This window comes from Methanobacteriaceae archaeon (assembly GCA_029219465.1).
Lineage (GTDB): Archaea > Methanobacteriota > Methanobacteria > Methanobacteriales > Methanobacteriaceae > Methanocatella.
Genome location: JAQXTL010000004.1, coordinates 423,366 through 441,896 on the forward strand (window position 1 = coordinate 423,366; position 18,531 = coordinate 441,896).

Consider the following 18,531-nt stretch of genomic DNA (forward strand, 5'->3'; position numbering starts at 1 on the left):
TTAAATTAATAAAAAAATAAAATGTAAATATTAAACACAAATAAAAATAAGGTTTTTAATGGTTAAAGAAAACAACAATATTCCAAAATTAAAACATCTAGGCAGTAAAGAGACAATATATCCTTATGACTATTCACCTGATTTTTTAGAAACAATTGAAGACAAAAATAAGAAAAATGATTATGTAGTAACCTTTAATTGTCCAGAATTTACAAGCCTATGTCCTGTAACCGGCCAACCAGATTTTGGAAGCATAGTCATCAATTATATCCCAAATGGGAAAATTTTAGAAAGTAAATCATTAAAACTGTATTTATTTAGTTTTAGACAGTACGGTGCTTTTCATGAAGACTGTACAAACATAATTATGAATGATTTAATTGAAATCCTAGATCCAAAATATATTGAAGTAAAAGGAAATTTTATGCCCCGTGGAGAATATCCATAATGCCTTTTGCAAACTATGCAAAACATGGGACAAAATATGAAGAATTCGTAATAAAAAGAAGATTTGAACAATTAGATAAGTAATTTTAATTAATTAATTTCATGGCCTGTTAAGAGTAACCCACCTTCTGTTTTACAGCATTCATCTTAGCGTGCTACCTTGCCTACTCAAGAGATTATCGGCAACTTTGCTCTTGCATCCTATGGAATGGCCGTTTCACCTATTCTTTTAATGTCCTCAATTAAATATCATAGTCTACCATTAAAAGACGTATCGTTTCTGCTCCAGGGTCATGCTTCTCAGCATACGTTTTTCAACGCCATAGTCTTGTATGATGGGCGGAGTTTCCTTAGTTAATAAAAACCAGCAGCTGTCTTTAACTTGCCATGAAAAAATAATTAATTATATAATAGTAGCAGGGCCTAGATTTGAACTAGGGATCTCGGGGTTATGAGCCCCGCGGGATCACCAGACTACCCCACCCTGCTATACAAACAAAAATAATATATGTTACACTATATTATATGACAAATATAGTATATAAAGTTTTCGGAAAAATAATTAAAATCAAAGAAAATAAAAAAATCTAAAAAAAATAAATTATTTATTTTCTAAAGATTCAATTCTTTTATCCAAATCATCTAATCTTTCTTCAGTGACTTTCTGGAACTCAGCAGAAGAATGTTTAAACTCTTTGAAACTTTTTTCCAATTCATCAACATTATTAGCAGTTTCATCGAATTTAGTTTGAAGGTCGTCTAAATCAGATGTAGTAGCTAAAGACCAGTCTTTAATTAATTGATCACTTTTTTGGTCTAAAAATGCATCAAGTTTTTGGGAAAAAGCACTAGTGTTAATAGAAGAACTATCAATATCACTTAATTTGATTTTAATTTTTTTACTCATGGATTCAGATTCTTCTTCATCTTCAGAATCATCCTTTTTAGCTAAATCATATTCAGATTTATTCTTATGTTTTCCCAAAATTTCATCCATATGAGCATCAGCGCTGTCTGGAACGATTTTTTGTAATCTTTCAACAGTGGAAGGGCTGTTTAATAAATAATAATAAACCAAAATACAAATTGCAATAATTAAAATCAAAATTGCAATAACTTCAATTGCATCCATTTTACCACCTACTTATTCATTTTGCGAAGTTTTTTCTCTTTTGCTTCAATTTCTTTAAGCATTTTTTCTAATTTTCTTTGTTCAGTTTCAGCTTCAAGTCTTGCTAATCTTTCATTAATTTCAGAATGAAGATAACCAACATTACTTCTTACTTCAGTAGTGGATTGTCTAATAGCTGAAAGACTGTCTTGTTGCTCTTTAGGTAATGGAATTGGGTTATCCATTAATCTTTTGGATTCAATGTCTTTTTCTACCATAGACATTTTCTTAAGCTCAATTTCTCTTTCCAAGATTAAAACTGAGTTTCTTGATTGAGCAACTTTTTTCCATAAGTAAACAATGATAATTAGAACAGCAGCAACAATTACCAAAACAATCAAATAAAAAATTTGATCTGGAATTACTGGAACAGCGTTCATTTTTTAACCTCCAATTATATTTATAGAGTAACTAATATAAATATAAATATAAATCTTATTTATTATATAATTAATTATTTAAATACCAAGAAGGAAAAAAACATGATTGAATCTTATATTAAAGCTGGAAAAATTGTTTCAGACATACGTAGTGAAGCTTCAAAGATGATTAGCGATGGAGCATTAGTTATTGACCTTGTAAACTATGTAGAAAGTGAAATATTAAAAACTGGTGCTGAAATTGCATTTCCATGTAATGTTTCTATAAATGAAATTGCTGCTCATTATACCTCACCTGCAGATGATAAAACTGCATTTAAAGCAGGAGACATGGTTAAACTCGATTTGGGAGCAATGGTTGATGGATGTATTGCAGACTCAGCAGTTACAGTAATAGCTAGTGGAAATATTGATGAAAACTACACTCAAGATGAAATTAATTTACACGAAGAAATTAAAGAAGCATCTGCTGCAGGTCTTGAAGCTGCAATAGCTACTGCAAGAGCAGGAATAGAAGTTTCAAAAATCGGTGCTGCAGTTCATGAAGCAATAGCAGAGTACAATTTAAATCCAATTTTCAATTTAACCGGCCACAGCTTAGAAAAATACAATTTACATGCAGGAATTTCAATTCCAAACTATGATAATCATGACAGCTATGTTTTAGAAGAAGGACAAGCTATTGCAATTGAACCATTTGCAACAAACGGTGAAGGTATCGTTAATGATGCTCCTGGCCATTACATTTTCTCTTACATAGCAAATAAACCGTTTAGAATGAAAAGTACACAAAGAGTTTTAAAACATATCCAGCACAACCACAAACAGGTTCCATTTTCTGGAAGATGGATTACTGATGAGTTTGGAGAAAGAAAAGGCTCAATTGCACTTAAACAGTTAGCAGAAGCAATGGCTATTTATCCTTATGCTCCACTTCGTGAAAAAGAAAACTGTTTTGTAAGTCAAAAAGAACATACAGTTATTATTGAAAAAGAAGGTTGTACTGTTACAACAATTTAAACGAAGAAAATTTATTTTCTTCAACTATTTTTATTTTTAAAAAAAAAGAAAAAAAGAAAGAAGATTTAATAAATAGTAGGGACTTTAACTCCCATTTTTGCTCTTCTTTCACGTTCTGCGTTGTTTTTGTCTTTTTTACCTTTAGCTAATTTTTCAAGTAAAGGAAGACCAGGTTTTACTTCGTCCATTGGTTTTGTTTCAATTAAACCAGAAGAAACTGCAGCTTTAAATACACTGTTACCATCTTCAGTTCTGGTTAAAACAGTAGACCATCCGTCAGGAGATCCTACAGAACCGGTAGATACATCAGCCCATTCAGCAACATAATCATTACAAATGTTACATCCAGCTTGTTCGTAACCGTGAGTTTCTTTAATAGCTAAACCATTGTCTTCGCCGTCTTTGGTTAACCAGAATTTACCTTTTCCGATGTCCATTTTAGTAGCATCAGTTAAGCTGTCAAATCCTAATTTTGCAGTAGCAAAGGTGTCAAGAGAAGCCATTGGGAAGTTTTCCATACAGTAGATACCGATGATTAATTTTACTTTATCAGCGACAAATCTGGTAAATGGATAAGCTTGTGCTTTTCTTAAACCTTGTGTTTGACATGGAGTTGCAACTACTCCTAATTTTTCAAGACCGTATTGACGGGTTGCTTCTTTTAAAACAGATAAAGTAGGAGACATTGAATATTTGGTTCCAGCTGCTGCGATTACTTCATCAGAAGAAGTAACTACAGTAGGAACAGGTCTCCAATCGTCGTCAGGAGTTCCAGCTACAACTGCACCTTCAATAATTCCTTCATCAAGTGCGTAACAGAGTAATGCGGATACGATTCCACCGTCTTGTGACACATCTTGGATTTTTTTATCAGTAGCTCTTGCTGAGATTGCTTCTTTATAAGTACCTAATGACATATTCATTCCTCCTAAAGTCCTGTTTCCTTTTTGATTCTTCCTTCAGGTAACCATGACCTTGGACACATCATATAACAAGATCCACATTTGACACATCTGTCTTTATCACAGCTTGGTCTACCTTCTGAGAAGTCCATTGCTCTAGTTGGACAAGCAAGAGCACAGGTTCCACAACCAGTACATAATCCTTGGCGGACAATGTTGGTTAATACGTCACATCCACATCCTTTATCACATGCAGCCCAATCCATTGCAGGTTTTAAGTAATCTAAGTCACCATTACATAATGCTACAACGGTTTTTGCAATCATTTCAGGAGCTACAGGACAACCAGGAAGTGCTACATCTACTTTAACTAATGAATTAATAGGTAAGAAAGATTCGTGTTTAGGTTGTGCTTGTTGTCCACCACGTGCGTAGGTAGTAAAACAACCAGTAATAGCACAAGATCCGAATGCAGCAATTAATCCAGATTTTTTCCTTGCTTCTAAGAGTTCTTGTACACTGTGTTCATCTTGTAAACATACAGAACCTTCAATTAAACATAAATCCATTTCAGGCATTTCTTCAGCGTAAGTTCCGTGAACCCATTTATCTACCAAAGTTTGTCCGTATACAATATCTACCATGTCAGTTAAAACAGTGGATAAGATATCATAATTTTCAGTTAAAGACATTACGTCTCCAGTACAACCACTTAAGTGTATGTAACCGATACGTGGTTTTGATGGAGCAGATTTAGGTTTTTCTTCAGTTTTGGTTTCAACAGGAGCTGCTTCTTTTTTCTCTACTTTAGGAGCAGGACTAGATGAACCACCGAACATTTTTTTAATTTTATCTAACATTATTTTACCCCGATTTCTTTTAAAATAATATCAATAGCTTCAGGAATAGCCTTTTCAACTGATTCAGACAAACCAACATCAACATCTGGTATTGGAATAGATTCAGGTTTACAACCTACAATAACAACTTCACATTTCTCAGCGATTTTTTGAAGTGGTTCTTCAACGGTCATTCCATGAGGATTGTCATATTTACCCACCTGCATAACATTAGGGTCAAATATTCCAATGGTTCCAGGTTCATCATCGGATTCTACAACATCAATTACAATTAATTTTTTCCAATTATATTCTTTGTATAACGGGAAGAAATTCATAGGAGCTGCAGTTCCACCATCAATGAATTGAACACTCTCTGGCAAAGTCACATCTTCAAATTTTTCTTTGATTTGATTTACAATATCTTTGTCAAATTCATCTTCAACATAAGCAGTGACTGCTGGATCATAATAGTCATTTTTATCTTCAAAATATTTTTGTAAGAGATTAATAACAATTGGACCGTATCCATCATCTTTAAATAAGATATTTCCGCATCCAATAACAATTATATCTGAATCATAAGGCATTTTTATCCTCCGCGATTTATATTCTCACCATTTCATTTTTGAGAATGGATTTATCTTCATCATCAACAACCATTACGTGAGTAGCACATGATAAACAAGGGTCATATGCTCTGATAACATGTGGTCCATACTCATGATGGAAACCTTCAATAGCAGGTCCCATGGTTGGAATATTCCATGTAGTTGGTACAATAGCAGAGTAGAATCTAGTTCTTCCGTCAACAACTTTAGCCATGTGTACGTTGGTTCCTCTAGGACCTTCAATTACACCAAAACCAAGTTCTCCAGTTCCTCTTTTATCATAACTTACATTAGCTGGAGCAGCAGGATCAATTGCATCTAATGCTTCCATACATGCGTCGTAGTTTACTAACATTTCGTCAGCACGAGCAACGTGTTGAGCATTTACCCCTTTTCCTTTAAATCCAGCGAATTTTTCCATTCTTGCTCTAGGACCAGTTTCAACATTTTCTCCGTTAATTAATGGAATAACGGAACAAGCTTTTTTACCGATTTCAGGGTCATCATACCATGCTTCAGGTAAAACTTCGGAAAATGCATCCATATCGAAATCGTTGGTACCATAAGTTACATCTGTTGCTAATAATGGTCTGTTTACTACACCTAAATCATCAGGTAAACCTTTTTCAACAACACAGTTTTTGATTAATTCAATGTGTTCTTCGAGTTTTGGTCTGAGTGCAGTCATTCTTTCCATTAATCTTTCTTTAGTGAAAGGAGTAATGTTTCTAGCCATTCCTCCAACTCTTACATCAGATGGGTGGATACCTTCACCAGCAATCATGTCTACAACATATTGTACTGTTTTTCTGATTTCACTTACACTGTCAACTGCAGTAGTGAATAAATTATCCGGTACAAAGTCCGGTGCGACTAAAAAATGGTGTATAGCTGCACTGTTAATGTTGTGTGCTGCTAAAGTAGCTTTTCTTAACAATTTAGCTGTTTTAGGAATTTCGATTCCCAATGCCATATCAATTGCTTCTGCTGAAGCCAAAGTGTGAGGAATTGGACAAACACCACAAATTCTTTGACATAAAACAGGTGCAGATTCTGGAGCTTTGTCAAGAACCATTTTTTCTAAACCCCTTACAGGAGTTATACTTAAATACATACCTTTTGTAACTATCCCCTGATCGTCAACTTCCATGACTAATTCGGCATGTCCTTCTTGACGAGTGGTAGGAGATATAACTACTCTATCTTTCAAAATTGTCACCTCAATTATAGAAATTAGAAACTAACAATAATTATATGTATTATCTAAATATAATAACTACTTCTAAAAATTTAATATAGAAATATATATAAGATATAAGTTACTAATCTATATTATTAAAAAGAACATTCAATTTCGAAAGGAGGGAAACAATTGGATAAATCAAACATAATTATTTCAATCATTATAGTGTTATGTGTTGCAGCAGCAGTTGCAGCATATGGAATTACAAATAGTGACAATCCAATATTTTCTGACTTATCCAGTATGTCTGGAAAAACTGGAAATGGACTAGGAAATAACACTACCCTTAACGCAACTGCCGTAGATGGAGGATCTGGATCAGGTAATGATGATACAAGATACTCCAGTGGTTCTGGATCTGGAACTAGTTCCTCAGGTTCTGGAAGTGGTTCAGGATCAGGTAGTGGATCTGGCGGTGGTGGATCCGGAGGCGGTGACACACCAAGTAGTACTCAATTATCATACTCCGAAGCTCAAAGTATTGCAGCAAGTGCTATTGAAGAACCAAGCTGTTCAATCGGAAGTGGATATTACTCCGGAGGATACTGGTACTTTAACGTTATCGATGCAGATGGTAACGTAGTAGATACAATCAGTGTAAACGACCAAACTGGTCAAACTGGAAGAGGATAAATTTAAAATATCCTTTTTTTACTTTTTATTTATAAAAAAAATAGTTAACTATATATAATAAGAACACAATAAATATTATTGTTGTATATGAGGGCCCGTAGCCTAGCTGGATAGGGCGTCGGACTTCTAATCCGAAGACCCCGGGTTCAAATCCCGGCGGGTCCGCTCTCAATATTCTCTTTTTTTACTAAAATATTTTCCTTTAAAAATTAATTTTTATAATTGGGCTTGTAGCCTAGTCTGGAAGGGCGTAAGACTCCTAATCTTAAGATCGAGGGTTCAAATCCCTCCAAGTCCGTTATTTTAGAAATTATCTAAAGTAACAATATTAGGCTTAACTTCTTTTTCAGGCTTTTCAAAAGAAATCTGACCATATTTTCCACCACCACCAGGAGTAACGTCAATTTCTGCATTTCTAAATAGCTTAATTGCATGAGCAGTGTTTATGTCAACCTTTTCAATATCTTTTAAATCAACATTAATCAAAACATCTATTTCGCTTCCAAAAGAATCGATAAGTTTTTGCCATTTGTTTTGAACAGTTTTTGTAGTAACTCCTTTATCATAAACCTGAGCTATTATTTCAGCTAGAGGCATTAAATGAATATATTTTGGTCTAAAACTTGGATGAATAGGCTCATCATAGCTTGCAAGTTCAGATATTCTAAAATCAACACCTTTTTTAATCCTTGCACCACACTCACATTTCATCTTATTTTCCTTTGCAATTGCAGGATCAACTAATTTGTAGCATTTAGTACATGCAGTCATGTGATACTTTCCAAGGTTTGGGACCAACCCATAATTTGCATTAATAGTGTTATGTTTAAAAGCATGTTTTATTGAATCAAATGAAATATCTTTAAGACTAATTTGATTAAACTCCCTACCTAACCTATGTGGCCATGGAGAATGAGCATCAGAATTAGTGAGAAATGCAAAATCTTTAAGTTCAGAAATTTTATCTGCCATGAAAGTATCAGCAGATAAACCTAATTCTACAAAATCAACCTTCTTTTCATAGCAATCGTAAATGCTGTCAAATGATTTGTACATTCCAGTCCATGGAGTAAATGCATGAGCAGGACCAATTAAACAATCATATTCACGAACCATCTCCAAAAGTTCAACACCAGACAAGTTAGTTTTTGGTCTACCATCAACAGTTTTATTTTTAGAAGGTAGTTTTTCAGATAATTCTCTTGCAATATCAATATCTGGAATAATTATTAAATGATGAATCCTGTTTTTTGCTTCAACTTCAGTTGTTAAAACAAAATCCATATCATCCCTATTGTAGATTCCATTACCTGAATAAGTAGTACTCTGCTCAATAATATCCAACCACTTAGGATGAAAAGCATCTCCAGTTCCTAAAATGTTTAAACCTTTAACTTTAGCCATTGGAGCCATATTTTTTATCAGCATATCTTTTGAAGATGCCATTGAAAAACAGCTATGAACATGAAAATCAGCATTTACTAACATAATTAAATGTTATAACTAAAATTATATTTATCTTTATAAGATAACAAGTAAAAAAAAAGTAAAAAAGTAATATATTGGTTTATCCAATATATCTTAAATCATCAGCATTTCCAGCATTAGCTTTGTTAATTAAGTCTTGTTCCATTTGTTGAGCCTTAGCAATCATTTTTCTGGTTTCTTCAGCTCTTTCATCTAACTTATCAGTATTAATTTCAAAGTTAAGTAATAATGATAATTTTTTCAAAATAGCTTCAGCAGACTCAGCATCAATGAAATATCCTGGAGTTTCACCCATAAGGCAAATTCCTTCAATTCCCTGACGGACACCTAAACCTAAAAACAATCCGGAAGCACCAACAATGCCTCCATCATTAGATCTGATTCCAATTTCAGCTTCTTTTAATAATTCAACATTAGCTTCATTGGTAGCAGCACCATAAACGTTAGGATTTTCAACAGGCTGAGGTATAGCCATTCCACCCATAGTGACGATACTACTTATTCCATATCCTTTAACAAACTCTAAAATATCCTGACAGACGAGGTATTGTCCTTCTGGAGATAACGCTTGAGTGTTACCAACAAGAATAATTAAATCTAAATTATCTTCACCAACATCTTTTAAATAATATAGCTCGTTGAGCATATTATCAATAATTCCATCCTCTTTAATAAGAACTTGAGGCGGGAAAGATGGAGAATAGATTTCAGCAAATTTAGTTGCATTTAATTCATCAATCATATGATCTGCAGCTAATTTACCCACATGTCCAAGACCAGGTAATGCTTCGATAAAAATAGGATTGTCTAATTCAATTTCTTCTAAAATATTAATTTCAGCAGCATTCACGGACATTACTCCTTCATTGATTCTCTTTTTAAAATACGACGATATTTTCCATATTTATCCTCAACAGAAAATTTTGGAGGATAAATAACTTTAAGGTTCCCACCGCATTTGGGGCAGGAATCTTTTAAAGTATAAATTCCACATTCAGGACATTTATTCATTTTCATATTCATAAGAATCTAATTATTATCTAACTCTCTTAGGAAAGAACCGTTACCTTCAGATTCTTCAACAACTGCAATACATCTATCAGCTGCAGCTTTAAGAGCTTTTTCAGCTAAGATATAATCAGTAGATTTAACAGTAATCCTGTATCTAGGTGCACCAACACATTGGACTTTGATTTCTTCTTCATCATCGCCATTGTCTTCAGCAGCTTTAAGAGCTTCAATAATAACGTCAACACCATTTGGTACGAAAGTTTCAATATCAACATAACCGCTAATATGAACTTCAGGTGGAGTAATGTTCTTTTTAGCTACATCTGTAATAGCATCTGCCCAATCCTGAGGAATTCCTTCTTCAGTAAGGGATTTAGCACCTTCTTCAGAAGCGGTTTCAAATGCACCATAAACATCACCGAAGATGTCCATAAGGTCATAACCTACTTCATCATAAGCGTCATTTAAACTTTTATCTAATGATTTTGCAGATAATTCTAAGAATTTTTCAGCTTTTTGCTCTATTTTCCAATGTTGGATTTTTTTAGTTCTTTGATCTTCACGGATTCTTTTTAAAGAAGCATCAACATGCCCCTTTTTAGGATTAACTCTGAGAACACGACAAACAATTTTTTGATTTTCTCTAACATGATCTCTGATATTTTTAACCCAACCAGAAGACACTTCAGAAATATGAATAAAAGCTTCTTTGCCCTGATATTCTTCTAATTTAGCAAAAGCCCCGTAATTAAGAACTTTATAAACAGTACCAACAATAAGTTCTCCTTCATCAGGCCATTCTTGACTTTTTCTTACCATATTCTCACCAACATTAACAAAATTATAAAAAATAGTAAAAAATAAGTTTAAACTAGGAAATCTAGTTTAAAACTTTTTCAATGTGTGCAGTGATTTTAGCTTTAGCACCGCGAGATTTGACAAGGGTTTTACCACAAATAATACATTTTACGTCAGATGATGCACGATCAAAGATTACTTGTTCATTGTCACAATCTAAACATTTAACTTTTAAAAAGTTTCCTCTACCTTTACTAACCATGTTAATCACCTATTTAGCTACGAATTCAGGTTTTCCTGTTCTGAAAGATTGTTTGATGTGAGATTTACCACATTCTTTACATTTAAGTCTTAAATCTAATTTTTTAACAGGTTTGTTTCCAGCAGGTAAAGGTCTTGGGTAACCTCTATATCCAGCAGTTACACGTCTGAATTGTCTTTGTCCCCAGGTTAATTCACTAGCTTTTCTTTTTTTAGCAGTGTGAACTTCATGTACTGTGTGTTTTTTACAGTGAGGACAGTATGTTCTTTTTTCTTTTGGTATTTTCATAATTTCACCGAATTAATAAGTCATTGTAAATCTATCTATGAATTTATCTAACTATCAGTAATTGTTTAAAAAACGTAGAGATTAGACTGCATTGTAACGCATCAAGTCTACATACAGCGAAAATCCAAATTATATATAAAATATAATTTTTTATTATCACAAATAGATACATTGAATATATCTATTTATTAAGTTATTTAAATGTAATGGAAAAATAGTTAAATTTTAACTTGTCTACCTTTTCTATTTTTGAAAAATACTTTTGCATTGATTAAAGGTAGTGTTACCAAGTCTTGAGGTCTAAACGGACCGTAAATCTTTTCATCAACCCCAACAATAGGACCAATTTCATCAAAAACTAGCATGGTAACTAATTCTGTGTCTCTTGCTAATTTTTTGGATTCCAAATCATAAAATTCATCCTGCTCATCAAAAGCATTAGGGTTTTCCTCTAAATTTTGAGAAACATTCTTTTTTGGTTCTGCTTTAGGTTTTGAATCGAGTGGATTAATTATTTTTGCTTTGTTAATTTCTTCAAGACGATTTAATACTTCATCTTCAGGCTCATCAACAACAGGTTTACTTACCTTAGGTTTTGAGATTAAAGTATTGGTTTGAGTTTGTTTAGGTACAACAACAGTCTCTTTAACATCTTCATCATCACTTTCAGATAGCTTTTCTAAAGAGATATTTGACCTATGGTTTTTTAATGTGTCAAGTAAAGAGAAATAGAATTTTTCTTCTTCAGGAGTTAAATTAAGAGGGGTTGTATCAACCAAATCAAACTTAGGTTTTCCTGTAAAAACATGATAAGACCTGTGAATATTTAAAACAGCAGCATTGGTAATTTTATGCTCTCTTCTCTCACAAATCTCTGTTGCAATAATCTGGGCTTCTTTAAGCATCCCATGAACATTTGAAAATGGATCACTCATTGCTTCTTTTCTTAGCTCATCTAAATACTCATGAATACTAGCATAAAAGTCTTCTTCTACACGAGCTAAAGTACCGTTATTACGTTCTTTTTTTTGAATTTTACGCAATTCTTGATAAAACTGATCCACTTAATACCATCTCTAAAGTTGTCTTTTGAAAAATAAAAAAAGGATAAACAAATGAAAAATTATTCATCTGTTTCTAATCTAGGAGCAAGCAAGAAACTAAGTTTACCATCACCAGTAACCATATTAAGGGTTAAACTTAATGGCATGTCAGTACCTAAACTAATTTCAGCTTCCTCTGAAAATTTATCTGCTTTAAGCATTTCTCTAATCTTGTCTAATGAGAATAAAGATTTTGCATGTTCTTGAATATTTTCTCCGTGAAGATACTTGATACTTGCATCTCCAAATTCACCGTCAGCAGATGCCATAAAGTAATCCTCATCAACTTGTAAAGCAATCTTATCTGAGAAAATATCAATATCGTTAATTGAATCTTTTAAGATTGAGAAACGTACTTTGAATGTAGTTGGGTGATTAATTTGTGGTGGAACAGGATTATCATATTCCATATCAATTAATCTAATTTTGAAGGTTCTTGTAGCATCACCTTCAAAAGTAATAATAAAGTTACCTTCATCCACAGACATTAAGACTCTATCTTGTGATTTAGCCCTTTTAAGAACTCTCATAAATTCATCAGTATCAATATTGATTTTTTCAGGAACATCACAAATGTATTCATCAAATAAACTAGATTTAAGTTCTAAATGTACGAAAGTTATGTGACTACGATCTAGAGCATCTAATCTCATGCCCTCACTGTCAGTTTGAATTTGAACTTCATCAACAATGGATGAAATAGCATCAAAACTGGTTTTTAATATACTAGAATCACTTAATTCTGCTTTAAACATAAATAATCCTCTTGTAAATAATATGATTAATATTTGTATTTAATATATAATAAGTTTATCTTTTTAATTATTCTTTGAGAGAATCTTGAAGCATTTTGTCTTGTTCTTTACTAAATTGAATTACAATCTTTTTAACTTCACGACTTTCCAAATAAGGAACTTTTTCACTTAATTCTTTTTCCAAGTCACGATTCAACTGCAATCTTTTTTGGACATATTCATCGCCTTCAAAATCCCTGCAATATTGTCTGTTTAAGTTTGAATATTTAGTGATTAAAGGCTGAATAATAGATCCAACATCTTTTTCCAATTTGTCATTAATGATTTTTTGTTTTCTAATATCAGTAACATATCCAAAAACAGTAATGAAAAATCCTAATACAGTTACTGTTAGTGCTGTAACAAAAAATTTACTGTCAAGGAATAGGATAGTTAGAAAAATTCCAACAAAAATCAAAAGAATACCTATTTTTTTCAAATCCATATTAAAACTCCTTAAAAATATTTATAAGTTATTAATATTTAAGCTATCCCATTGATTTTTAATAAATATGAAAATTAAAATTCCACAAACAATAGCTAAAATAGATATAATCATCATAACACCATCATTTGTAAATAAAACATTTCCCGTATCAATTACAACAATCATCTCAGCTATTAGATTATTTAAAAAATGTGCAAAAATTGGAATTAGCACATTATCTGTTTTCAGATATAAAATAGCCATACAAACTGCAAAAATAAATGCAGCAGTCATACTTCCAAAGCTATGTAATATACAAAACAGTAAAGATGAAATAACTATTGAAAATGACAATGGAACAATTAATCTCAGTTTATTTAACAAAACTCCTCTAAAAATCAGCTCTTCACTGATTGGAGAGATAAATACTGTTGCAATAAAACCACCAATAACTAACGCAGAATTATTAATATATACAGAAGATGAAATCAATGGCCTAATAAACGGAAAAGCCTTTAAAATAAAGTTAGATAAGTAAAGTAAACCATATGAAACAAATATATTCAAAATTACAATTAAAAATACTAATTTTAGCGAATCGAATGTAAATACTTTTAATAAATCCTGTTTAAAACTTGAAAAACATCCTCGAAGTTTAAATGTAAAAAATAGAATTATAACAATGTTAATACATACTAAATCAACATCAGACCAGTTTAAAGAAATGCATAATATTTTAACTAAAAAAATGAACAGTACAACAACAAATAAGTCTTTTAAATTGAACAATTTAATTTTTTCGTTAAATAAAGACATAATTATCAAAAAGTCAAAAATTTTACATAAAATAAACTAACACATTAAAAAAATTAAGTTCAAAACTTAATTAATCGTCTTCTTCGAAGATAAAAACATCTTCAATGGCACTTTTACCCAAAATATTAGTAATATGATAGGCTAATAATAAGGAAGGATTGTAGCGAGCGTTTTCTAAAGCGTTGATTGTCTGACGAGTCACACCTGCCAATTCGGCGAGACGTTCTTGAGTCATGCCTTTTTCCTGGCGCAACTGTCGTATTTTTGTTTCCAAATATACCACCTATTAAATACTTAATAGCAATTGGTATTTCTTTAAACAAACAATATATAAATGTTTGGTTAAACAAATCCCTAAATTATTATAGTATTAAATATAAAATATTAATTGTTATTCATATAATTATGTGAGATGATAAAATGGCTATACATCCTATTGAATTTAGATACGGAACTCCTGAAATGAAAAGAATTTGGGAAGAAGAAAATAAATTACAAAGAATGTTAGATGTTGAATCCGCATTAGCTCAAGCAGAAGGTAGACTTGGAATTATACCTCAGGAAGTAGCTGATGAAATTTCAGCAAAAGCTAACACTGATTTTGTTAAATTAGAAAGAATGAAAGAAATTGAAGCAACAACAAACCACGATATTGCAGCTTTATCCAAATCAATTACTGAAGTTTGTGAAAACGGTGCTGGAGAATATGTGCACTTCGGAGCAACTTCAAACGATATTGTAGACAGTTCAAATTCATTATTAATCAAAGATTCAATCATTATTTTAAAAGAAAAATTAGAAAGATTGACTAAAATAATGTTAGATTTAGCAAGTGAACATAAAATGAAAGTATGTATTGGACGTACTCACGGACAACACGCACTTCCAACCACCTATGGAATGAAATTTGCTTTATGGGCAGATGAACTTCACAGACAATACGACAGATTAGAACATGCAGAAGCAAATGTTTGTGTTGGAATGATGGATGGAGCAGTTGGAACTACTGCAGCATTAGGTGAACAAGGTTGGGAAATTCACAAAACCGTTGCAGAAATCTTAGGATTACCAGCAGCAACCATTACAAACCAAGTTGTTCAAAGAGACAACCACGTAGAATTCATTAGCGTATTAGCCAATATTGCAAGTACCTTAGATAAAATTGGACTTGAAATCAGAAGTTTACAAAGAACTGAGATTATGGAGTTAGGTGAATACTTCGATCCTGAAAAACAGGTTGGAAGTAGTACTATGCCTCACAAAATGAACCCAATTACCGCTGAGAGAATTTGTGGTGTTGCAAGAATTGTTAAATCATATGTGAATGCAGCATTAGACAACAACCCACTCTGGCACGAAAGAGATTTAACCAACTCTTCTTGTGAAAGAATCATGTTCCCAGAAAGCTGTATTTTAACTGATTACATCTTAAACTTAACAATTAAATTAATGAGCAATCTTATTTTCTACGATGAAAATATTGAAAGAAACTTAAACTTCACCAACGGTTTAATTATGGCTGAAAGATTAATGGCAGAACTTACCCGTGCTGGAATGGGAAAACAAACCGCATACGGAATTGTAAGGAAAAATGCTATTAAAGCTAACAAAGAAAAATTATTACTTGGTGAATTAATTTTAGAAGACGAAGAAGTTAAAAAATTCTTAACTCAAGAAGACGTCGACAAAATTATGGATCCACACACTTACACCGGATCTATACCAACCATTATTGATGAATTGATTGAACAATCCAAAGAATGGTTTTAAAATTAAAAAATAGAATTAATTGATTATAATATCAATTAATTTTAATTACTTTTTCTTTTTATATCTGGAACATATCTCTTAAGCATTAATGAAAGAGTTATGACAGTTACAGAACTCATTGCCATTGCAAGACCAGCAAGAGCAGGATTAAATGTAATTCCAAATGTAGGATATAAAATACCTGCTGCAATAGGAATCAATATGGAATTATATGCAAATGCCCAGAATATATTTTCCTTAATTCTTCTTAATACTTTCTTGGAAAACTGAATGGAAGCAACTACGTTTTCTAAATTACATTCCATAACGACAATATCTCCACTTTCCATTGCAATATCAGTACCATTACCCATAGCAACACCAATATCTGCCTGTGTAAGTGCCGGAGCATCGTTAATTCCATCTCCAACAAATAAAACCTTTTTAGTATTATTTGCCTGAATTTGCTTAACTGTTTCCAATTTAGTTTCAGGAAGAACACCTGCTTTTACATTGTCAATTCCAACTTCTTTTGCTACATTTAGTGCAGTAGATTCGTTATCTCCTGTTAACATGTATGTTTCAATGCCCATTTTATGCAATTCTTCAATGGTTGTTTTGGAATTTGATTTTATCTTATCAGATAAGCTTAAAATACCTTTTACATTGCTATCTTTAGCTATAAAAATAATGGTTTTGGATAGCTTTTCAAGTTCATGATATTTATCAACAATATCTTTTGAAACTTCAATATTTTCAGCTTCCATTAAAGCCAAATTACCTGCAACAACAACATTTGAGTCAATTTTAGCTTTTAAACCCTTACCGGTTACATTTTCAAATTCACTAGTGTTGTAAAGATTAATTTCCATCTCATTTGCTTTATTTACAATAGCTTTAGCAATTGGATGTGTTGAATTTTGCTCTACACTTGCTGCAAGTTTAATTAACTCTTCATCTGAAATACCAAAGCTTATAATATCATCAACTTCAGGTTTTCCTTCTGTAATTGTTCCTGTTTTATCAAATGCTGCAACATCAATTTTACCTGCATTTTCTAAGGTATCTCCGTTTTTAATAAGAATACCAAATTCTGCTGCTCTTCCAACACCTACAGTAACTGCAGTTGGAGTTGCAAGACCTAATGCACATGGACATGCTACCACTAAAATGGAAATAAGGCATGTTAAAGAGAATAGCAAAGTAGCCCCAAGTACAAAATACCAGATTATGAATACTATAATTGCAATTGTTAAAATAACTGGAATGAAGTAACTTACAATAGTATTTGCAAATTTTTGAACCGGAGGTCTTGAGGATTGTGCTTTTTCAACTAAACGGATAATGTTTGAGAGAACTGTTTCTTTTCCGATTTTTTTAGCTTTAATATAAAGAACACCATCCTGGTTGATAGTTCCTGCAAAGACTTCTTCACCATCGTGTTTAACCTTAGGAATCGGTTCACCATTAATCATTGATTCATCAACGTAAGACTCTCCACCAATTACATCTCCGTCAACAGGAATCTTCTCACCAGGTTTTACAAGTAACAAATCATCTAAAACAATATCTCCTATGGATACTTCTTTTTGAGAGATGATTTGGCCGTTTTCCATTTCAATAGCTGTTGCAGAAGTTGGCTGAAGTCCGATTAATTCTCTTATTGAATCAGAAGTTTTCTTTTTAGCTCTTGCTTCTAAATATCTACCAATCATTAAAAATGATGGAAGCATTACTGCAGAGTCATAAAACATGAAAGTGGAATCTAGAACAATACCAAATGTTCCAAGAATACTTGAGACATATGCAACTAAAATTCCCATTGAATACATTACGTCCATGTTTAGGTTTTTATGGATTAATCCGTTCCAACCTGCTTTTAAAATAGGTAGAGAAATGTAAATAAATGGCCCAATACTTACAATCAATGATAAAAGACCCATTGCTGAGATATTAGTTTTCCATGATTGATTTAAACCGTGAATTAAACCCATAAGAGGGTCCCATCCACTAAACATGAGAACCATTAAAATGGCTGTAAAAATTATACCAACAATAATTCTAGTAAGTTTATCTTTTAAGTCATGTTGGTAGATTTCCTCTTCATCGATTTCAATTTGACCTTCAATTCCTAAAAATTCAAAGCCTAATGATTCAATAACTTTTTGGACTTCATCCATATCCACTTTTGATGAATCATATCTGAGTTTTGCAGATTGAGAAGTCAAATCTGCCTTAACATCAAAAATACCATCTAATCTGATTAAGAAGTTTTCTACATTCATTGTACAGGATGCACAATGCATACCCTGAATTCTTAAAGTCACTTCATCACTGTGAAGCTCAAAACCTAAGTTTTTAACTAATCTTTCTATTTCATCATAGGAAATCTTTTTAGGATTGACCTTAATATGTAACTTATTTGCCGCAAGATCAGCATCTACTTCTTCAACACCTTCAATTTTTCCAAAGGTTTTGTTAACACTTAAAACGCAAGAAGCACAATGCATTCCTTCAATCGGCAAATCCATACTTTTAAGTTTTGCCAT

Annotated in this window: 22 protein-coding genes, 3 tRNA genes and 1 other RNA gene; 7 read left to right on the forward strand and 19 right to left on the reverse strand. The window is 32.3% G+C overall.

Going from position 1 to position 18,531, the window contains the following annotated elements; translation table 11 throughout:
- Positions 1-58 precede the first annotated feature (58 nt).
- A complete protein-coding gene (gene queF / locus PUD86_03825) occupies positions 59-448 on the forward strand; it encodes a preQ(1) synthase (protein MDD6776404.1) in 390 nt (129 codons plus the stop codon).
- A gap of 104 nt (positions 449-552) precedes the next feature.
- Here queF and rnpB read toward each other — a convergent pair.
- The 4 genes from rnpB to PUD86_03845 form a co-directional block, all read right to left on the reverse strand.
- An RNA gene (gene rnpB, locus PUD86_03830) (RNase P RNA component) lies at positions 553-833 on the reverse strand.
- Between the two features lie 28 nt (positions 834-861).
- A tRNA-Met gene (locus tag PUD86_03835) sits at positions 862-936 on the reverse strand.
- A gap of 112 nt (positions 937-1,048) precedes the next feature.
- A complete protein-coding gene (locus tag PUD86_03840) occupies positions 1,049-1,579 on the reverse strand; it encodes a hypothetical protein (protein ID MDD6776405.1) in 531 nt (176 codons plus the stop codon).
- A gap of 8 nt (positions 1,580-1,587) precedes the next feature.
- The gene (locus PUD86_03845) at positions 1,588-1,998 is read right to left on the reverse strand and encodes a hypothetical protein (GenBank protein MDD6776406.1); all 411 of its coding nucleotides are present in this window, start codon (positions 1,996-1,998) and stop codon (positions 1,588-1,590) included.
- A gap of 102 nt (positions 1,999-2,100) precedes the next feature.
- Between PUD86_03845 and map the strand changes: the two genes are divergently transcribed.
- A complete protein-coding gene (gene map, locus PUD86_03850; protein ID MDD6776407.1) occupies positions 2,101-3,018 on the forward strand; it encodes a type II methionyl aminopeptidase in 918 nt (305 codons plus the stop codon).
- 65 nt (positions 3,019-3,083) lie between these two features.
- On the opposite strand, the gene frhB is transcribed toward map, so the two are convergent.
- The 4 genes from frhB to frhA are packed head-to-tail and all read right to left on the reverse strand — an operon-like array spanning position 3,084 to position 6,580.
- Entirely contained in the window at positions 3,084-3,935 is an 852-nt protein-coding gene (gene frhB / locus PUD86_03855; protein MDD6776408.1) for a coenzyme F420 hydrogenase subunit beta, read from the reverse strand.
- Between the two features lie 11 nt (positions 3,936-3,946).
- Positions 3,947-4,780, reverse strand: a complete 834-nt coding sequence (gene frhG, locus PUD86_03860) for a coenzyme F420 hydrogenase subunit gamma (GenBank protein ID MDD6776409.1) — start codon at positions 4,778-4,780, stop codon at positions 3,947-3,949.
- The gene (frhD, locus tag PUD86_03865; protein MDD6776410.1) at positions 4,780-5,349 is read right to left on the reverse strand and encodes a coenzyme F420-reducing hydrogenase, FrhD protein; all 570 of its coding nucleotides are present in this window, start codon (positions 5,347-5,349) and stop codon (positions 4,780-4,782) included. Before frhD ends, frhG begins: the two co-directional genes overlap by 1 nt.
- Positions 5,350-5,365: 16 nt before the next feature.
- Positions 5,366-6,580 carry a coenzyme F420 hydrogenase subunit alpha gene (gene frhA, locus PUD86_03870; GenBank protein MDD6776411.1) on the reverse strand — a complete coding sequence of 405 codons (1,215 nt, stop codon included), beginning with the start codon at positions 6,578-6,580 and terminating at the stop codon, positions 5,366-5,368.
- A gap of 162 nt (positions 6,581-6,742) precedes the next feature.
- Between frhA and PUD86_03875 the strand changes: the two genes are divergently transcribed.
- The 3 genes from PUD86_03875 (at position 6,743) to PUD86_03885 (ending at position 7,544) form a co-directional block, all read left to right on the forward strand.
- Positions 6,743-7,246 (forward strand): endoglucanase, encoded by a 504-nt coding sequence (locus PUD86_03875; protein ID MDD6776412.1) that lies wholly within the window; start codon positions 6,743-6,745, stop codon positions 7,244-7,246.
- Positions 7,247-7,337: 91 nt separating this feature from the next.
- Positions 7,338-7,411, forward strand: a tRNA-Arg gene (locus PUD86_03880).
- Positions 7,412-7,470: 59 nt separating this feature from the next.
- Positions 7,471-7,544, forward strand: a tRNA-Arg gene (locus tag PUD86_03885).
- Positions 7,545-7,549: 5 nt separating this feature from the next.
- Here PUD86_03885 and PUD86_03890 read toward each other — a convergent pair.
- The 9 genes from PUD86_03890 to PUD86_03930 all read right to left on the reverse strand — a co-directional run bounded on the left by PUD86_03890 (position 7,550) and on the right by PUD86_03930 (position 13,435).
- Positions 7,550-8,734 carry a TIGR00375 family protein gene (locus tag PUD86_03890; GenBank protein ID MDD6776413.1) on the reverse strand — a complete coding sequence of 395 codons (1,185 nt, stop codon included), beginning with the start codon at positions 8,732-8,734 and terminating at the stop codon, positions 7,550-7,552.
- A 79-nt stretch (positions 8,735-8,813) separates the two neighbouring features.
- Positions 8,814-9,584 carry a proteasome assembly chaperone family protein gene (locus tag PUD86_03895; GenBank protein ID MDD6776414.1) on the reverse strand — a complete coding sequence of 257 codons (771 nt, stop codon included), beginning with the start codon at positions 9,582-9,584 and terminating at the stop codon, positions 8,814-8,816.
- Positions 9,585-9,589: 5 nt separating this feature from the next.
- Positions 9,590-9,757 (reverse strand): RNA-protein complex protein Nop10, encoded by a 168-nt coding sequence (locus PUD86_03900; protein ID MDD6776415.1) that lies wholly within the window; start codon positions 9,755-9,757, stop codon positions 9,590-9,592.
- Between the two features lie 6 nt (positions 9,758-9,763).
- A complete protein-coding gene (locus PUD86_03905; protein MDD6776416.1) occupies positions 9,764-10,564 on the reverse strand; it encodes a translation initiation factor IF-2 subunit alpha in 801 nt (266 codons plus the stop codon).
- A 61-nt stretch (positions 10,565-10,625) separates the two neighbouring features.
- A complete protein-coding gene (locus PUD86_03910) occupies positions 10,626-10,805 on the reverse strand; it encodes a 30S ribosomal protein S27e (protein ID MDD6776417.1) in 180 nt (59 codons plus the stop codon).
- Between the two features lie 9 nt (positions 10,806-10,814).
- On the reverse strand, positions 10,815-11,093 hold the full coding sequence (locus tag PUD86_03915; GenBank protein ID MDD6776418.1) for a 50S ribosomal protein L44e: 279 nt from the start codon (positions 11,091-11,093) through the stop codon (positions 10,815-10,817).
- Between the two features lie 218 nt (positions 11,094-11,311).
- Positions 11,312-12,157, reverse strand: a complete 846-nt coding sequence (locus PUD86_03920; GenBank protein ID MDD6776419.1) for a hypothetical protein — start codon at positions 12,155-12,157, stop codon at positions 11,312-11,314.
- Positions 12,158-12,216: 59 nt separating this feature from the next.
- On the reverse strand, positions 12,217-12,951 hold the full coding sequence (gene pcn / locus PUD86_03925; GenBank protein MDD6776420.1) for a proliferating cell nuclear antigen (pcna): 735 nt from the start codon (positions 12,949-12,951) through the stop codon (positions 12,217-12,219).
- A gap of 67 nt (positions 12,952-13,018) precedes the next feature.
- Complete coding sequence (locus PUD86_03930; protein MDD6776421.1) at positions 13,019-13,435, reverse strand: hypothetical protein; 417 nt, start codon at positions 13,433-13,435, stop codon at positions 13,019-13,021.
- A 67-nt stretch (positions 13,436-13,502) separates the two neighbouring features.
- Here PUD86_03930 and PUD86_03935 point away from each other — a divergent pair, with 67 nt between their 5' ends.
- Positions 13,503-13,955, forward strand: a complete 453-nt coding sequence (locus PUD86_03935) for a hypothetical protein (protein MDD6776422.1) — start codon at positions 13,503-13,505, stop codon at positions 13,953-13,955.
- Positions 13,956-14,303: 348 nt separating this feature from the next.
- Here the strand turns inward: PUD86_03935 and PUD86_03940 are convergent, their stop codons facing one another.
- Positions 14,304-14,507: a helix-turn-helix transcriptional regulator gene (locus tag PUD86_03940; protein ID MDD6776423.1), complete on the reverse strand. Its 204-nt coding sequence runs from the start codon at positions 14,505-14,507 to the stop codon at positions 14,304-14,306.
- A gap of 146 nt (positions 14,508-14,653) precedes the next feature.
- Here PUD86_03940 and purB point away from each other — a divergent pair, with 146 nt between their 5' ends.
- Positions 14,654-16,003 (forward strand): adenylosuccinate lyase, encoded by a 1,350-nt coding sequence (purB, locus tag PUD86_03945; GenBank protein ID MDD6776424.1) that lies wholly within the window; start codon positions 14,654-14,656, stop codon positions 16,001-16,003.
- 41 nt (positions 16,004-16,044) lie between these two features.
- Here purB and PUD86_03950 read toward each other — a convergent pair whose 3' ends face one another.
- Positions 16,045-18,531: a heavy metal translocating P-type ATPase gene (locus tag PUD86_03950; GenBank protein ID MDD6776425.1), complete on the reverse strand. Its 2,487-nt coding sequence runs from the start codon at positions 18,529-18,531 to the stop codon at positions 16,045-16,047.

What these genes read in the sequence shown, in the direction of transcription:
- map (MDD6776407.1), top strand. Translation starts at nt 2,101, where the DNA reads ATGATTGAATCTTATATTAAAGCTGGAAAAATTGTTTCAGACATACGT.
- frhB (MDD6776408.1), bottom strand. Translation starts at nt 3,935, where the DNA reads ATGTCATTAGGTACTTATAAAGAAGCAATCTCAGCAAGAGCTACTGAT.
- PUD86_03845 (MDD6776406.1), bottom strand. Translation starts at nt 1,998, where the DNA reads ATGAACGCTGTTCCAGTAATTCCAGATCAAATTTTTTATTTGATTGTT.
- frhG (MDD6776409.1), bottom strand. Translation starts at nt 4,780, where the DNA reads ATGTTAGATAAAATTAAAAAAATGTTCGGTGGTTCATCTAGTCCTGCT.
- purB (MDD6776424.1), top strand. Translation starts at nt 14,654, where the DNA reads ATGGCTATACATCCTATTGAATTTAGATACGGAACTCCTGAAATGAAA.
- queF (MDD6776404.1), top strand. Translation starts at nt 59, where the DNA reads ATGGTTAAAGAAAACAACAATATTCCAAAATTAAAACATCTAGGCAGT.
- PUD86_03905 (MDD6776416.1), bottom strand. Translation starts at nt 10,564, where the DNA reads ATGGTAAGAAAAAGTCAAGAATGGCCTGATGAAGGAGAACTTATTGTT.
- PUD86_03930 (MDD6776421.1), bottom strand. Translation starts at nt 13,435, where the DNA reads ATGGATTTGAAAAAAATAGGTATTCTTTTGATTTTTGTTGGAATTTTT.
- PUD86_03890 (MDD6776413.1), bottom strand. Translation starts at nt 8,734, where the DNA reads ATGTTAGTAAATGCTGATTTTCATGTTCATAGCTGTTTTTCAATGGCA.
- PUD86_03935 (MDD6776422.1), top strand. Translation starts at nt 13,503, where the DNA reads ATGAAAATTAAAATTCCACAAACAATAGCTAAAATAGATATAATCATC.
- PUD86_03900 (MDD6776415.1), bottom strand. Translation starts at nt 9,757, where the DNA reads ATGAATATGAAAATGAATAAATGTCCTGAATGTGGAATTTATACTTTA.
- pcn (MDD6776420.1), bottom strand. Translation starts at nt 12,951, where the DNA reads ATGTTTAAAGCAGAATTAAGTGATTCTAGTATATTAAAAACCAGTTTT.
- PUD86_03910 (MDD6776417.1), bottom strand. Translation starts at nt 10,805, where the DNA reads ATGGTTAGTAAAGGTAGAGGAAACTTTTTAAAAGTTAAATGTTTAGAT.
- PUD86_03840 (MDD6776405.1), bottom strand. Translation starts at nt 1,579, where the DNA reads ATGGATGCAATTGAAGTTATTGCAATTTTGATTTTAATTATTGCAATT.
- PUD86_03915 (MDD6776418.1), bottom strand. Translation starts at nt 11,093, where the DNA reads ATGAAAATACCAAAAGAAAAAAGAACATACTGTCCTCACTGTAAAAAA.
- frhD (MDD6776410.1), bottom strand. Translation starts at nt 5,349, where the DNA reads ATGCCTTATGATTCAGATATAATTGTTATTGGATGCGGAAATATCTTA.
- PUD86_03950 (MDD6776425.1), bottom strand. Translation starts at nt 18,531, where the DNA reads ATGGCAAAACTTAAAAGTATGGATTTGCCGATTGAAGGAATGCATTGT.